The 14,837-nt window shown below is 58.4% G+C and carries 12 protein-coding genes and 2 pseudogenes; 10 read left to right on the top strand and 4 right to left on the bottom strand.

Annotated elements, in window-relative coordinates:
* Positions 1–15: 15 nt before the first annotated feature.
* Positions 16–570 (top strand): transposase, encoded by a 555-nt coding sequence (locus P775_RS29630; protein ID WP_099913947.1) that lies wholly within the window; start codon positions 16–18, stop codon positions 568–570.
* A gap of 15 nt (positions 571–585) precedes the next feature.
* Here P775_RS29630 and P775_RS27340 read toward each other — a convergent pair.
* Positions 586–2,313: pseudogene (locus P775_RS27340) on the bottom strand (type IA DNA topoisomerase); the annotation flags it as partial.
* Between the two features lie 151 nt (positions 2,314–2,464).
* Between P775_RS27340 and P775_RS27335 the strand changes: the two are divergent.
* Positions 2,465–2,941 (top strand): annotated as a pseudogene (locus tag P775_RS27335) (transposase); the annotation flags it as partial.
* A 289-nt stretch (positions 2,942–3,230) separates the two neighbouring features.
* Entirely contained in the window at positions 3,231–4,157 is a 927-nt protein-coding gene (gene rlmF / locus P775_RS27330; RefSeq protein ID WP_099913953.1) for a 23S rRNA (adenine(1618)-N(6))-methyltransferase RlmF, read from the top strand.
* 517 nt (positions 4,158–4,674) lie between these two features.
* Here the strand turns inward: rlmF and P775_RS27320 are convergent.
* On the bottom strand, positions 4,675–5,118 hold the full coding sequence (locus P775_RS27320) for a winged helix-turn-helix transcriptional regulator (RefSeq protein ID WP_218967775.1): 444 nt from the start codon (positions 5,116–5,118) through the stop codon (positions 4,675–4,677).
* Positions 5,119–5,198: 80 nt separating this feature from the next.
* Between P775_RS27320 and P775_RS27315 the strand changes: the two genes are divergently transcribed.
* Together P775_RS27315 and P775_RS27310 are read left to right on the top strand one after the other, a co-directional pair.
* A complete protein-coding gene (locus tag P775_RS27315) occupies positions 5,199–6,137 on the top strand; it encodes an aromatic alcohol reductase (RefSeq protein ID WP_099913945.1) in 939 nt (312 codons plus the stop codon).
* A 430-nt stretch (positions 6,138–6,567) separates the two neighbouring features.
* The gene (locus P775_RS27310) at positions 6,568–7,338 is read left to right on the top strand and encodes a potassium channel family protein (RefSeq protein WP_180287612.1); all 771 of its coding nucleotides are present in this window, start codon (positions 6,568–6,570) and stop codon (positions 7,336–7,338) included.
* 78 nt (positions 7,339–7,416) lie between these two features.
* Here P775_RS27310 and P775_RS27305 read toward each other — a convergent pair whose 3' ends face one another.
* On the bottom strand, positions 7,417–8,067 hold the full coding sequence (locus tag P775_RS27305; RefSeq protein ID WP_099913944.1) for a hypothetical protein: 651 nt from the start codon (positions 8,065–8,067) through the stop codon (positions 7,417–7,419).
* Between the two features lie 148 nt (positions 8,068–8,215).
* Between P775_RS27305 and P775_RS27820 the strand changes: the two genes are divergently transcribed.
* The 3 genes from P775_RS27820 (at position 8,216) to P775_RS27295 (ending at position 11,103) form a co-directional block, all read left to right on the top strand.
* Positions 8,216–8,467 carry a hypothetical protein gene (locus tag P775_RS27820; RefSeq protein WP_143521020.1) on the top strand — a complete coding sequence of 84 codons (252 nt, stop codon included), beginning with the start codon at positions 8,216–8,218 and terminating at the stop codon, positions 8,465–8,467.
* Between the two features lie 18 nt (positions 8,468–8,485).
* The gene (locus tag P775_RS28355) at positions 8,486–8,653 is read left to right on the top strand and encodes a hypothetical protein (RefSeq protein WP_180287609.1); all 168 of its coding nucleotides are present in this window, start codon (positions 8,486–8,488) and stop codon (positions 8,651–8,653) included.
* Positions 8,654–8,787: 134 nt separating this feature from the next.
* Entirely contained in the window at positions 8,788–11,103 is a 2,316-nt protein-coding gene (locus tag P775_RS27295; RefSeq protein WP_099913950.1) for a heavy metal translocating P-type ATPase, read from the top strand.
* Between the two features lie 93 nt (positions 11,104–11,196).
* Here P775_RS27295 and P775_RS27290 read toward each other — a convergent pair whose 3' ends face one another.
* The gene (locus P775_RS27290; protein WP_099913943.1) at positions 11,197–11,841 is read right to left on the bottom strand and encodes a DsbA family oxidoreductase; all 645 of its coding nucleotides are present in this window, start codon (positions 11,839–11,841) and stop codon (positions 11,197–11,199) included.
* Positions 11,842–12,446: 605 nt separating this feature from the next.
* On the opposite strand from P775_RS27290, the gene P775_RS27285 reads away from it, so the two are divergent.
* Both P775_RS27285 and P775_RS27280 read left to right on the top strand, forming a co-directional pair.
* The gene (locus tag P775_RS27285) at positions 12,447–13,241 is read left to right on the top strand and encodes a DNA helicase I (protein WP_143521019.1); all 795 of its coding nucleotides are present in this window, start codon (positions 12,447–12,449) and stop codon (positions 13,239–13,241) included.
* A gap of 18 nt (positions 13,242–13,259) precedes the next feature.
* Complete coding sequence (locus tag P775_RS27280) at positions 13,260–14,702, top strand: DEAD/DEAH box helicase family protein (protein WP_143521018.1); 1,443 nt, start codon at positions 13,260–13,262, stop codon at positions 14,700–14,702.
* Positions 14,703–14,837 lie beyond the last annotated feature (135 nt).

Below are 14,837 nucleotides of genomic sequence, written 5' to 3'. Positions count from 1 at the left end.
TTTCGCACGCGGCAGATGTTCGTCGGCCAGCGCACCCAGATGATCAATGCGTCGTGCGATAGGCACGCCTTTGGCATGACGCTTGGGCACCTCGCCGAACATGGACTGGTCGCGGCCCGGGGGCCTGCTCATCTCAAGACGCTCGCGCGCGCAATTGCAGATGATGACACGGGGCTGCACGCCGAGGTGCGGGAACTTGGTCAGATGTATCTGGAGCAGATCGAGGGGTTGAATGCGCGTGTTGCAGAGCTCGACGCGAAGATGAGATGTGCCGCCCAAAAAGCCGAAGTGGTGCGCCGCGCACAGACCATGCCGGGCGTGGGCCCTGTCACGGCGCTTGCGATCGAGACGTTTGCCCCAGACCTGACCACCTTCAAACGCGGTCGCGATTTTGCCACGTCGTGCGATACGCACGCCTTTGGCATGACGCTTGGGCTCGAGCCCAAGCAGCACTCGACGGGTGGCAAGGCCCGGCTCGGGAAGACCTCGAACCCTCTCGGGACCATGCTGCGCATGACCCTGACGGGCAATGGATGGGACAGCGTGACATCCGCACCCGTAGCAGCTTGAACGGGTCTCCTGTTTGCCGACGACGACATCGTCGAGTAGGCATTCAAGTTGCGCAGTCACGCCCGGGTCGACCAAGGCCGGATCAGCCTGCTGGAGCACACCAAACAAATTCAATCCGGTTTCGGTGGGCACAATGTTCTTGCCTTGTACGATCAGAAAACCCTGCCGTTTCAACCCATCGATGATCTCGGCGCGGGTCGCAGGGGTGCCGATGCCCTTGGCTTCCTTGAGCCTCTCGCGCAGCACCCCGTCATCGACAAAGCGCCAAGCCTGCTGCATCGCATCGATCAAAGTGCCTTCGTCGTAGCGCGGCGGTGGCCGGGTTTCCTTGTCCTCAATGGCAGGGTTCCGTAACCGCGCGGTCTCGCCGTTTCGCATCTGCGGAAGCACCTGCGCATCGTCACTCTTTTCGTCGGCAGGTTGCCATTCCGGAAATGCCGCCCGCCAACCCAGATCGATGTGTTGGCGGCCAGTGGCCTTGAAAGGAAAGCCGCCAACGTCGAGCGTCGCGGTTGTCTGGCAATAGCGGAAGTCCGGCATGACGGAGGCCAGATACGCCCGCGCGATCACATCAAACAGTTTTTTCTCATCACTCGAAAGGCGCGGCCAGACCTCCCGCAAGCTCTCGATCGTGTTGACGTTGGGGATGACTGCGTGGTGGCTGGCACCCTCCAATCCCTTGTCATGGAAACTGCCGCTCTTGCCTTTTCGGATGATCGGCTGCGCCGGGACGGGGATCGTGCTGAACGATTTGCCCACCTGCAGTCCGGCGACGATCTGCGGCACGTCCGCGATCAGGTTTTCCGGAAGGTAACGCACTTCGGCCCGCGGATAGGTGATAATTTTCTTTCCCTTACCGTCATAAAGCTCCTGAGCGATCTCCAGAGTCTTTGCCGCGGTCCAACCGAAGCGCGAGGCGCAGAGCTTTTGAAGGGACGGCAGATCATGCAGTTTTGGCGGTCGTTGCCGCTTGTCCTCGACGCGCACGCTGAGCGGCCCCTCGAAGTTTTGGGCGGCCGAGACCACGGCCTCAGCAATTTCGCGTTTCAGAATTCGATCCTGTGGGGCATGTCGCATCTTGAACGCACCACCATCGACCATGGCTGTGGCGACGATCTCGAAATAGGTCACAGGAACGAAATTGCGGATTTCCAATTCGCGCCTGCAGACGATCGCGAGCGTCGGGGTCTTCACGCGCCCGACGCCGATGACACCCCGTGCGCCTTTGCCCAGGATGACGGTGGCAGTGCGGGTCAATGACAAATTGTAAATCTGATCAGCCTGACGGCGCGCAACAGCGGCTGCGTAAAGCCGGGCGTATTCCGAGTTGAGTTTGGCCCGATCGAAGGACTGCCGTATGGTCTGAGCGTCCTGGGCCATGAACAACACGCGCATGACCTGGCCTCGATACTTGCAATGTTCGAGGATCTCCTGGCCGATCAGTTGCCCCTCGCGATCACAATCCGTGGCAAGCCAGACCCGCTTGGCCGTGCGTAGCGCCTCACGAATGGCTTTCAACTTGGTAGCTTTGTTGCCGCCTTTTGCTGGCCGTGTTCCGTAAAGTCCCTCGGGGCGCAGCAGGACAGGGGACCAACGCTTCCATTCCGGCACCACATCCTCTGGCTCCAGCAAGTCGATCAAGTGCCCCTCGGCGGGCAGTACCATGCCATAGCGAGACCCGATGGCGGCCCGGACGTCCTTCGCCTGGCTGGATTTTTCGGTGATGACGATCTGATCGGCCATGACGTTCTCGTTCGGAATCCAGAATTCAGTCATAATAGAACACAAAGTGAACACTTATCATCGACCATTTAGCCTTCGACGAGGCCCCACAACCGTTCGGTATACTTTATCGATAGATATTGCGATCCGCGATCAGAGGGGTGAACACCTAGCGAAACGGGCGCAGAATGACCTGAATTCGCGGTGGACCAAAAAGCACGGGCGGGCGCATTACGGCTACGAGAAGCACGTCAACGTTGATCGCATGCACAAACTGGTTCGGCGCTGTCACGTCAGCGATGCCGCGCAGCATGACAGCAAGGCGGTGGATCATCTGCTGATGCGCGGCAACACCGGTTCCGGCGTGCGGGCCGATGCGGCCTACCGGTCAGAGGAGATGGAGGCCAAGCTGCGTGCCCGGCAGCTCAAAAGCCACATTCACCGCAAGGGCAAGCGGGGCAAACCGCTGACCGATCAGGCCAAGGGCAGCAACCGGACCAAATCCACCGTGCGGGTCCGTGTCGAACACATCTTCGGCGCGCAGACCAACCACATGGGCGGCACCCTGGCGCGGACAATCGACCTGGTGCGGGCGAAGGCCAAGATCGGGATGAAGAACCTCACCTACAACATGCGCCGGCTCGGATAGTTGCTCCGCATCAACCCATACCCAGCATGAAGGACGGTCGGCCAAAGACGCAGATCATGACGAGCATGACGAAAAACGACCATGAAATGCGCAGCGCATAATCAGCCCCGACGTAACAATCCGTCAGCCGACGGTCTTTCTCCCGCTTCAGGTCCCACGCGCCGTTGTGCGGACACGAAAGCAAGCAAAAATCGAGGTGTCCTATTAAGTTTACGGTTTGTGCGTGAGGGTTTACGTACACCAAATGGTTTGGCGATTTAGCTCTACCGCCATCAATGAAGGCTTCCTCATGGGCACCAAAACAATGCTGCACCCCCGCAATCAACACAAAGATGGCTACGATTTTGCGCGTTTGGTGGCGCATTCTCCTGAACTTGCGGCTTTTACAATCAGCAACCCAGTCGGTCAGACGACGATTGATTTCCAAGACGTATCGGCGGTTCGTATGCTCAATAGGGCGTTGCTGAAGACGCATTACAATATAGATTTCTGGGATATTCCGGCCAATTATCTATGCCCTCCGATTCCCGGTCGTGTAGACTATGTACACTATCTGGCGGACTTGCTTGCATGCAGCAACAATCAAGAAATCCCGCGTGGCCGCAATATAAAAGCATTGGACATAGGCACCGGTGCCAGCTTGGTTTACCCGCTTATTGGCCAGAGTGAATACGGATGGCACTTCACTGGTGTCGATATAGACTCTGCCGCTATCAAATCGGCACAGCAGATTTGCAAATTCAACAAGCTAAAGATCACCCTTAGACAACAACAAAAACGCGAAAATATCTTCAGAGGCGTGATCGAACCCCACGATGCTTTTCACGTCACCATGTGCAATCCACCCTTCCATGCCTCCATCGAACACGCAAATAAAGGCACCCAACGCAAGTGGGCCAGTCTTGGCAAGGGGCATTCAACAAAGCTCAATTTCGGCGGACAAAACGCCGAGCTTTGGTGCCCGGGTGGCGAGATAAAGTTTATCGCCAGCATGGTTGAACAGAGCATTGAGTTCGCCGAACAGTGCCTGTGGTTTAGCTCATTGGTGTCAAAAAAAGATAATCTGAAGCCACTTTCAAAAATTTTGGGAAAAGCTAACGTTGCTAATTTTAAAGTCGTCGAAATGGCGCAGGGACAAAAAACAAGTCGCTTTATTGCTTGGACTTACATCAAAGAAAATCAGCAATCTTTGTACATGAAGGGAGCTAAGAAATAGAACAACGCAGGATTTAGGGAGCTATCGCCAGGACTCGTTCTTGATCAGAGCCAGAACATGGACGCTTCAAGCTGCATTTGTGTCGTTTGAGCTAGTCGCAGCCATGACTGTTTCAGCATTCCTTGGCCGAGTGTCCGCTTTCGGGAAGTTGCCTATGGAATTTCGCGGACGCAGCCAAAAGCATCGATCATATGACGAATGTTGCGTTTGGGCTTGCTGCAGCCGACGGCAGCCAGCCCTTTCGAGACCTTCGTGCCAGTCGCAGCGACGTTAATGCTGCAGGTGTAAGATCCCAGGTCGGCTTCCCGGTAGCTGACGCTCAGCGCGCCGCTGCAGTACTCGATGATGCTGCAAGCGGCTCGACCGGCAGTGATGCTGCAGGCTGTTCGCCCCGCAGCAATGCGCAGCAAGCAAGCTTTTCAAGATCGTTTTGTCGCGCTTTGGCAGCGTATCGTGCTGCGATTCATTACTCTGAAGCCTAAGATCCAAGCGATCTGGCACATGTCTCAAGACCGCCCTATGCCTGCCACGAATTCTTTTCAACCGGGCGGGAATCGTACTCCTCACGCGAAAGCCGAAATTCAGCTGACTTTTCGACCACCCACGTCCAAAGTGGGATCATGCGGATCAGCAGTTCGGTTCCCATCTCGGTCAGCTCGTATTCCACGCGCGGCGGCATTTCCACGAGATCATAGCGTCTGACCAGCCCGTCTCTCTCGAGCTGTTTGAGGGTGCGTGTGAGCATCCTCTGGGTCACGCCATGCATGCGGCGGCCGATATCCGCATGGCGCAGACGACCATATACACCCAAGGTATGGATGACACCCAAAGACCAGCGGCTTCCTGCATGAGTCAGAACGTCGCGTCTTACGCCGTCTTCATCCTCGCGAAGACCATCGCAGACCGCTTGAGAATAGCTGAGGATTTCATCTCTGGTCAGTGTTCCGCCCTCCGGTATCACGCGTGTGCCTTCTTACGGCACTCTGCGACCTATGCCATCTGATCATTAGATCAAAGATGAGAAGAAGGAGGGATTTCCAAATGAAAGCCCAGCAAGCAGTAAAACCAAAATCGATCCTCGTCATTGGGGCCGGCGAGCTCGGCATGCCGGTTCTCCGCAATCTGGCGCGTAAGGCAAAAGATCATGACGGCACGACGATCAGCGTTCTCTTGCGCGCAGCGACCGCCGAATCCACTGACCCTGTAAAGAAGCGCGACGTCTCCGAAATACGCGACCTGGGTATCAAGATCGTAACGGGCGATATCCTCGCCGCTTCGATTGGCGAACTGGCAGAGATATTTGCACCTTTTGAGACGGTAATCGGATGCGCAGGTTTCTCGGCCGGATCAGACGCACCCATGAAACTCGCCAAGGCCGCATTGGAAGCCAACCTCGCGCGCTACTTCCCCTGGCAGTTTGGCGTCGATTTTGATGTTATCGGCCGTGGCAGTCCGCAGGACCTTTTCGACGCTCAGATCGACGTGCGAGATCTTCTGCGCGGTCAGACCCGGACAGACTGGGTCGTGATCTCGACCGGCATGTTCACGAGCTTCCTGTTCGAGCCCGTGTTTGAGGTCGTCGATTTAGAAAATGGCCGGGTCAATGCCTTGGGCAGCTTGGATACGGAAGTCACCCTGACCACTCCGGACGATATCGGTGCCTTGACCGCAGAAGTGGTCTTTGCTCAGCCAGCCATTCGGAATGACATTGTCTACCTTGCCGGTGACACAGTGACCTACGGCGAGGTTGCGGAGACCCTTCAGGCGGTGCTTGGTCGTCCGTTCGCCAAGACGGAGTGGGCCATCCCGCAGCTGAAAGCGGAACTGGCGCAGGACCCTGATAACCATATCATGAAATACCGGGCCGTCTTTGCAGAGGGCAAGGGCGTTGCGTGGCCGAAGGGAGACAGCTTCAACGCGCGAAATGGCCTGAGTGTCACGACAGCCGAAGAGTGGATCCGAAAAAATCTTCGTCCCTGATGGCAAATGGGGCTCGGCGATGTCCTAGGCCGCGCCGCGCCCTTTTCTGCGGATTTCCAAATGGAGTAAACGCTGCACTGCAGCCTGAAGCATTACAATCGGACACACCGCGCAGTAGGACGTCCGCTCGCGGGAAGACATCCCCTGAGACTCCGGGCGGCAGCGTAGCGGACCTTTCAATTGGGACAAACAACAAGTTCGGGCTGGCTGCCGTCGGATGCAGCCAGCCCTGAGGCGGTGGTGGCCCGATGACTTCGTGCAGCGCCGCCGCAAGGCGACTCCGAGCCCATCCTCGACATCGCTGGGTCCCTTTGCCCAACGCATCCGGGTCACTTCGCTCTATGAGCCGGTCCAGACCCACACCCTTGTCGTCACTCTCCGATGCAGCACATAAAGGCGCACTGGATCGCAAGGAGATAATCGGATCAGCATGGCGAGTTGGGTGGGCAAGATACGTGAAATTTATGAGGGAGAGAGCGATGCCGCGTCTCGGTTTCGCTACGGTCTGCTATATTTTGACATCGCGACCATCCTCTATGTCGTAGCGACGTCCTTCACATCCGATGGTCGAACAGTTCCGGTTATAGATGTCGTGATCGGACTCATAATCCTCTTGGATTTCTGCGCGCGATTCGCGATCAGCAAGCGCAAAGCTAGATTTTTAGTGAATCCCATCTCGCTTGCTGACATCCTTTCCATCGGGTCGTTTCTGATCGCCATAGCGGGGGGCAGTGCAGGCTTCCTGCGTGTCCTGCGCACCTTGAGGCTGCTGCATACATACCAGCTACTTGATCGCCTCAGAGCGGACGTGCCATTTTTCCGTGAGAAAGAAGAGCTTCTGATCGCATCCATCAACCTCGCGGTCTTCCTATTCGTCATGACTGGCCTCATCTACGCGACACAGCACCAGACGAACCCTGATATCGGTAACTATGTGGACGCCCTCTATTTCACCGTGAGCACGCTCACGACCACGGGATACGGAGATGTTATTCTCGAAGGCACTTCCGGTCGCTTGATCTCGGTTGGCGTGATGATCATCGGGGTCACGCTCTTCCTGCGTCTGGCTCAGGTGATCTTCAGACCCCAGAAGGTCCGTCAGCCTTGCCGTGTATGTGGTCTCACGCACCATGATCCGGATGCTGTGCATTGCAAGCATTGTGGCGCGACGATCAACATAGCCACAGACGGCGTCTACTGATCTGTTTACCGTTTTGAAGCGCTCTGGAAATAGCTTGTGTCGCGGGGCAATGTTGTCCGCACTTTTGCCGGTTGGCTGCTAATGGATCATGCACCTGCGGCGAACGTCAGCTCCCGAGCGCGGCACCACAGCGTAAAAACTCGGCTGATCGTGCCAAAAGGTGGAGTTTGCAAATGGGGCTTCCTGCGCGTTGCTGCCGGTCGAACTGCCTGCAGCATCACCGAGTCCGTCAGCGGCGTTAAGTGCGTCCGCTTCCGTAAAGCTGGCCTCGATATCTCGCACTCGCAGCGAAGGGGCGCGACCGTCTGCAAAGCGCAGGACACCCGCCTGCCGCGCCAACGGATCAACATGGCAAGCGGATGGATAGTGTTCCGGCGCCTTCAACCCGCCCAAGGCATGAAGGAGGTCGCGTATGGCCTTCTCCTCTTTCGCGAGTTGCTCAAGATTAAATTTCGACCAGGCGCTCTCGGCGGCATCAGCAAAATCGATCGCGGCTGCCAGCTTGGCAGCGGGGAGAATGACTTGCGCCCCGTTGCCCAAGTTCAGTGCCAGAGACGAAAAGAGCAGGCCTCTTCTCGCAAAAGGCTTGGCAGCGACATCTCCAAAACCGATCAGGCTGTGCGACTTACCGACAACCGAAATGCCATTGTCTTGGAGGCTCAGCTCGCGTGGGCTCAATCCGCGTGGATCCACTAGGAAAGCCCAGAAATTTTGAGAAATAAGTTTCATTTGCACCGAAATAATAGTTTGGCGCGATATGTAACAGAACTAGTGGAAGTGAACATCCGATCAGAACGCGGCGACGCTCGCGGCGATCGAGCGCAGGCCAGACGTCACGGCGAAGGTGCGTTTATGCGAAAAAGCATCAAACGAGATCATGACCGAAACACGATCACGTGCCGCAGCTTGGCAAATTTCCGAATTACCGCCAGGCAAATTGATTGAAATCAACATCGCAGCGTCCCAACTGGCCTACGCTGATGGTCTTGGCGTGCAGCCAGTGTTCCTTGGAAGTGAAGATAAGTCTTACAGCAGACGCACTGTTGTCGCCCTGCTCTCATTCGGCCTTACAGCCCTGACCGTTGGACCCGCCGTCGCTGGCGGAACGACCGTTCAGGTTTCGCTCTGAGATAAAGGTGGCACATCGATGAACATGATGGGTGACATAAAACCCATTTGCATGGGCATGATGGGCGCGATCATAAAGCGTGCGATCGACCCCGTCACGTCGATGCAGGCGATTGACAACGCGGAGCTGTACACCGTTGCGGGCCAGGTGCGCGTCCTGCCGAAGCAGGCGGTCGCGGCGATCTGAGACTGCGGAACGACATCAGTCTCGTGGCATGGGTGCTCTTGACTGGCGTCACTTGATGACTGGCTTGGCCAGCCCATTTCCACCTGCGCCGCGACAAAACAGAAAGTTGGCATGACATGGACCACCCGCTTCACATGACAAGAGACCCTGCCCCAGAGGGTGTGGACACGGCAAAGGACCCGGTATGCGGCATGACGGTCACCATCAAGCCGGGAACTCGGACTGAGACATATCAGGACGAGACGTTCCATTTCTGCTCTGACAAGTGCCAAAGCAAGTTCAAGGGCGATCCCTGGTTCTATGCCAGTGGCCGTGCGACGGACAGACCCAAGGCCGTCGTCGCCGACACCCAGTACACCTGCCCGATGCACCCCGAGATCGTGCGCGACGCACCGGGCGCCTGCCCGCTGTGCGGCATGGCGCTGGAACCGATGACGCCTACGGATGAACCCTCGCACGAGCTGGTCGACTTCACCCGCAGGCTTTGGATCTCGGTGGCGGCGGCGGTGCCGCTGATCGTGCTGACGATGGGTGGCATGGTCGGCCTGCCGGTCCGCGACTGGCTCGGGCATCAGATGTCGGCCTACAGCGAGTTCCTGCTGGCAACTCCGATCGTGCTGTGGGCTGCGTTGCCGTTCTTCCGGCGCGGTTGGGACTCGCTTGTCAACCGCAGCCCGAACATGTGGACCCTGATCTCGCTTGGCGTGGGCTCTGCCTATACCTATTCGCTGTTTGCCACATTCCTGCCGGGGGCCTTTCCGGCGATCTATCGCACGGACGGCGGGGTCGGCACCTATTTTGAGGCTTCAGTTGTCATCGTGGCCCTGATCTTTGTCGGTCAGGTGCTGGAGTTGCGGGCCCGCGAACGCACCGGCGACGCGATCCGCGCCCTTCTTGACCTAGCCCCCAAGACCGCCCGGCGCATCACTCCCGACGGCAACGAATACGACGCCCCGCTGGAGAATGTGATGGTGGGCGATCAGCTCCGTGTCAGGCCGGGAGAAGCGGTGCCTGTGGACGGCGCGGTAACCGATGGGCACTCGTCTTTCGATGAGAGCATGATCACCGGAGAAGCGCTGCCGGTGGAAAAAACCAAAGGTGATACCGTCACGGGCGGGACAATCAACAAGACCGGGACCATCGCCATGCAGGCGATCAAGGTGGGTGCCGACACCGTCCTGTCGAAGATCGTCGAAATGGTCTCGAACGCCAAACGGTCCCGCGCGCCCATTCAGGGGCTGGCCGACAGGGTATCGGCCATTTTCGTCCCCACCGTCGTCGGTGTCGCCCTTGCGGCCTTTGCCGGGTGGTTCATCTTTGGACCAAATCCGGGGTTCGTGCATGCCATCGCCGCGGCCGTGTCGGTCCTGATCATCGCCTGCCCCTGTGCCCTGGGGCTGGCCACGCCGATCTCGATCACGACGGCGGCGGGGCGCGGGGCGCAGGCCGGTGTGCTGATCAAGGACGCCGAGGCGCTGGAACGCATGGCGCGCGTCGATACCCTGATCGTGGACAAGACCGGCACGCTGACGATGGGCAAGCCCGCGCTGACGGACGTGGTGGCCTTTGACGGCGCGACAGAGGACATCGTGCTGTCGCTGGCCGCCGCCCTGGAACATGCCTCAGAACACCCCCTGGCAGAGGCCATCGTGGCCGGGGCCAGGCAGCGTGGGATCACGCCCGGCGTCGCAACTGATTTCGATGCGGTGACGGGCAAAGGCGTCAAGGGGGCGGTGGACGGTCAGCTCATCGCTTTCGGCAATAGCGCGATGATGCTGTCCCTCGGTTTGGAAACCGATGCGGCGACCGGTGCCGCCGAGGCTCTGCAAGCGCAAGGCAAGACCACGATGTTCCTCGCCCGCGGCGGGGCCCTGATCGGGATCGTGGCCGTGGCCGACCCGATCAAGGACACGACCGCGGCCGCTTTGCGCAGCCTGCACGACCTCGGGCTGCGCGTCATCATGGCGACGGGCGACAACGCCCGCACGGCGCAGGTCGTGGCGGATCGCCTAGGTATAAACGAGGTGCGAGCCAGTGTATTGCCGGAAGACAAGAAGGCGCTGGTCGACAGCCTGCGCACAGAGGGACGGATCATTGCCATGGCCGGCGACGGCGTGAATGACGCACCCGCGCTGGCCGCTGCGGATGTTGGCATCGCCATGGGGACCGGGGCCGATGTCGCAATGGAGAGTGCCGGGATCACTCTTCTGGGCGGCGATCTGACCGGGATCGTCCGGGCCCGCAAACTGGCGGTCGCGACCCTGCGCAACATCAAGCAGAACCTGTTCTTTGCCTTCGCCTACAATGCCATCGGCATCCCGATTGCGGCTGGTCTGCTTTATCCCCTTTTCGGCGTCCTGCTGTCACCGATGATCGCCGCCGCCGCCATGAGCCTGTCGTCCGTTTCTGTCATCTCCAACGCACTGCGTCTGCGTCGGGTCGCGCTGTGATCGGTGCGCGGCGCAAGGCCGATGCACACTCCAGCGGACACCGGCCGCATCGAGCCTCCCATCACGATGATCATTTGCCGCCCGGGCTCAGGATCAGCCTTTCATCTCGGCGAGTTGCGATAGGATGCTGGTGTAATTGTCCACACCCTGCGCGCCAGTGACGAGGTGTTTTTGATCAAACACGATGGCAGGCACGCCAGAAATACCCTGTTGTTGCCAAAAATGTTCGGCGCTGCGCACGTCATTGGCAAAGCGCTGATCGTCAAGCACGGCGGCGGCTTCAGCACGGTCCAGCCCGATTTCGCCAGCAACATCGGCCAGCACGGCATCGTCCGACAGGTTGCGTTGGTCCGTGAAATGCGCGGTGAACAACGCCAGCTTCAGATCGTGTTTGCGACCTTTCAGGTCTGCCCAATGGAGCAGCTGATGTGTGTTGAACGTGTTGTGCATGCGGGAGTCTTCGGTCCACTGGAAGTCAAACCCCAGATCATCAGCCAATGCTTGCATGTGCTTGCGCGCTTGCTCGGATTGCTCAGGCGTGCTGCCGTATTTCTCGCTGATATGTTCGCGGGTGTTCTGGCCTTCAGGTGGCATTTCCGGATTCAGCTCGAACGGATGCCAGCGGATTTCATAGTCGGTGCCAGCTGCGTCGAGCGCTTGCGACAACTGCCGGTAACCGATGATGCACCACGGGCACATCACATCGGACACGATATCGATACGTAAAGGATTGGTCATTTTCACACGTTCCGTTCTTGGCAGGTGACATGACGGTTTGCGCCAGGCCAAGGCCGCAGATCATTGATTTCAAGCATTAGGGAAAGGCGCTTCACCACCAATCGTGTGGTTAGATAAACACGCAGGCTGGACAAATGTCAGTTTTTTTAAATTTTTTTGGCCAAGACCTTCCAGTCAGCTCCCGCGCTGCGTGTCGATCGGGAAAATATAGACTTTATCTCCAGGCTGAATGTCCGCTTCAGCAGTTGGCCGGGTATCCCCCGTGCGCTTGCAGCGAAGGTCCGCAATCCGCCCTTCGTGTCGAGCGAGGAACACGGTAGCGAACGGCCCTTCCCGGCCATCCACCCGCTGTTAGAATGCCGCGATGCAGCTTCCCCAAACCGGCCATTGGTTCATGCACAGCATTTTCAGATGGTGACCGTCCGTTCTGTGAGACGGAGAGAACGTTCGGAGTTGTAGAGAGGAGCCGCGCATCGTTGGTTTGCGGACTGAACGGCTAGCACTTGTTCTCCCATCATCAAAAGGTCACTAATCAGGACAGTCTGAGCAAGTCGCAGTGCATACTCAGTTTTTTTATTTGCAATAGCCCCAAGGTGAGCGCCTGAATGCCCAAAACGTTATCGAACGTCCTGCGTTATTGGCGGACCTCCCTCGCGGACGGCGCGCTTGGAGAAGGGACGTTCCGGGCCGCAGACCGAAAAAGGTTCATGGTGCTCCCAAACGATGCGCTCCAGACGGGTAACCTTCCCAAGCAATTGGTCCAGTCACTGTTCCAGGGCAAGGAGGGTTCCGGTACGGTCTCGGTTCGCTTCTGGCCCTTGGTGACGGCGCGCAAAGCATCGCATGCCGCGGCGCGCGCCGACGGCATGCCTGAGATCGTTGCTCCGGTGGTAACCGAGGGCTTCGTGGACCGAGCGGGGCGGCTCGTGCCGACGCGTAATGCCTTCGCGCGCGATCTGTTGAACCCCTTGCCGCGGGGTGCCTTTGCTCTTGGATCGGTTGAGGCGCTCGACGCTTTCCTAACGACGACGCCCCTGCCAGAAATGACGACAGTCGACGGCTGGCAAGACTACCGCCAGCACTGCCGTCAGATGGTCGAGGCCCTCGCACCGCGCTGGCCCTCTGACGAAAAGGAATATTTGCCGATTGGAAGCGGCTTCATCGAGGTTTCGGAAGGTGCCGATGCAACGGTGCGCGGCATGTTGGATCTGTACGACAACCTAATGGCCAATGAACCGGACACGCCGCTTCTACGCCAGATTGCGTTGCCCCACTGCCCTGAGGTCGTGGCGGATCACGGCATCGAAAATGACTTTGCCCGGCGCCTTGGACATTCAAACTCGCACTTCCCTCTAGCCGAACATCAGCGGCAGGTCCTGGCCTGGCTCGACGCTTCGTAACCTGGTGAGGTGATCGCGGTGAACGGCCCGCAAGGGACTGGCAAAACGACCATGTTGCTCTCCGCAGTGGCAGGCCTCTGGGTGAAGGCAGCGCTTGAAGGGGGCGACCCGCCGGTGATTGTAGCAGCCTCGTCGAACAATCAGGCTGTCACCAATATTATCGACGCCTTCGGCAAGGATTTCGCGGCGGGCGATGGCGTGTTTGCCGGGCGTTGGTTGCCGGGGATCAAGAGCTTCGGGATGTTCCTACCTTCGCATTCCCGACGCATGGAGGCCGCGCAGCGCTATCAGACTGAGGCGTTTCAGGCTGAATGCGAGTCCGTATCCTACGTCGAGCGGGCACGAGCTGCCTGGCTGGACGCCGCAGGAAAAGCATTTCCAGAAGCTAAGGATGAAGACGTTGCCGGGTTTGTCGGAAGACTACGGGATAGAATGACCGCAGAAGTCGACAAACTTCGACTGATTGATAAAACCCTTGACCGCCGCAGGACATGCGCTGAAACCCTTCTGTCGGAACTCGGCGAAGATCCGGAAGAAGAAGAGACCCGGCGGGCGGAAGCAGTCGATGCCAGTCAGGAGGCTGCGGATCGCCTCGCTGCCGCCCGAGAGGCACTGGATCACTACCTCGCCTCTGAATCATGGGTTGTCGGCGTGTTCGGCTTTCTGTCTTCGGTCAAGCGCAAGCGCAAGCGCGCGTTGAGGGCGAAGCTCGCGATCGGGGATCGCGTGGGCGGATTGCGGGACATAACCCGTATCCAGGATATCGAGGCGCGGGTCTCGGACGCGCTAAGACAGGAGCAGAAAACACTCGCCTCAGCCAAACAACAACTTGCCCGGGCCGTAGCTCTCACGCAGCAGGCGGCGGCCAGCGAGCTGGCCTGGCGCAAGGCGGCTGAAGCGTTCGGAAGCTCAGATGATTTGGAGGTTCTGGAACGGCAGGCTGACCTCGGGTCCCGTTTCGATCTGTTCCCGCTCGCGACCCATTACTGGGAAGGTCGATGGCTGATGGCGATGGAAGCCGATCTCAATGCCATCACCACCTCCCATGAAAAGACAGGACGAAAGGCGGTCGAGCCGCGATGGCAACGTCGCATGATGCTGACGCCTTGCGCCGTTGCCACCTTTGCGAGCCTCCCAGGGAAGCTGTCTTGCAGCCGCTTCCAAGGCGGCAAGTTCGCGACCGACAGCCTTTACAATTTCATCGACCTGCTGATCGTCGACGAAGCCGGACAAGTCCTGCCTGAGGTCGCAGGCGTCTCTTTTGCATTGGCCAAACGTGCGCTTGTGATCGGCGACACACAGCAAATCGAGCCGATCTCTGCTGTGCCCGGCCCTGTCGATATCGGTAACCTCAAGGACAGTGAGTTGATCGCCGGCGAGGAGGTGCCTGTCTACCGTGGACCGCACCTTGATGACGAAATCAAAACCATCCACGACGGTCTCATGCGACGTGCGAAGTAAGAACGGCCCAGAGCATGCGTAATTGGGCTGCCCCTATTCAGAGGTCGAGCTCCTGTTAAAATCACAGTCAGACTGTGAACAAGGGAGATGAATGATGGAATATTTTGCCGGTTTGGATGTGTCACTTCGCTCATG

This window comes from Puniceibacterium antarcticum (assembly GCF_002760615.1).
GTDB classification, from domain to species: domain Bacteria; phylum Pseudomonadota; class Alphaproteobacteria; order Rhodobacterales; family Rhodobacteraceae; genus Puniceibacterium; species Puniceibacterium antarcticum.
Note: the sequence above shows the minus strand (reverse complement) of the source record. Positions and strands in the feature narration are given on the sequence as shown.

Excerpts from the sequence above, each read along its gene's own strand:
- P775_RS29630 (WP_099913947.1), top strand. The coding sequence starts at position 16 with ATGTTCGTCGGCCAGCGCACCCAGATGATCAATGCGTCGTGCGATAGG.
- rlmF (WP_099913953.1), top strand. The coding sequence starts at position 3,231 with ATGGGCACCAAAACAATGCTGCACCCCCGCAATCAACACAAAGATGGC.
- P775_RS27315 (WP_099913945.1), top strand. The coding sequence starts at position 5,199 with ATGAAAGCCCAGCAAGCAGTAAAACCAAAATCGATCCTCGTCATTGGG.
- P775_RS27310 (WP_180287612.1), top strand. The coding sequence starts at position 6,568 with ATGGCGAGTTGGGTGGGCAAGATACGTGAAATTTATGAGGGAGAGAGC.
- P775_RS27305 (WP_099913944.1), bottom strand. The coding sequence starts at position 8,067 with ATGAAACTTATTTCTCAAAATTTCTGGGCTTTCCTAGTGGATCCACGC.
- P775_RS27820 (WP_143521020.1), top strand. The coding sequence starts at position 8,216 with ATGACCGAAACACGATCACGTGCCGCAGCTTGGCAAATTTCCGAATTA.
- P775_RS28355 (WP_180287609.1), top strand. The coding sequence starts at position 8,486 with ATGAACATGATGGGTGACATAAAACCCATTTGCATGGGCATGATGGGC.
- P775_RS27295 (WP_099913950.1), top strand. The coding sequence starts at position 8,788 with ATGACAAGAGACCCTGCCCCAGAGGGTGTGGACACGGCAAAGGACCCG.
- P775_RS27290 (WP_099913943.1), bottom strand. The coding sequence starts at position 11,841 with ATGACCAATCCTTTACGTATCGATATCGTGTCCGATGTGATGTGCCCG.
- P775_RS27285 (WP_143521019.1), top strand. The coding sequence starts at position 12,447 with ATGCCCAAAACGTTATCGAACGTCCTGCGTTATTGGCGGACCTCCCTC.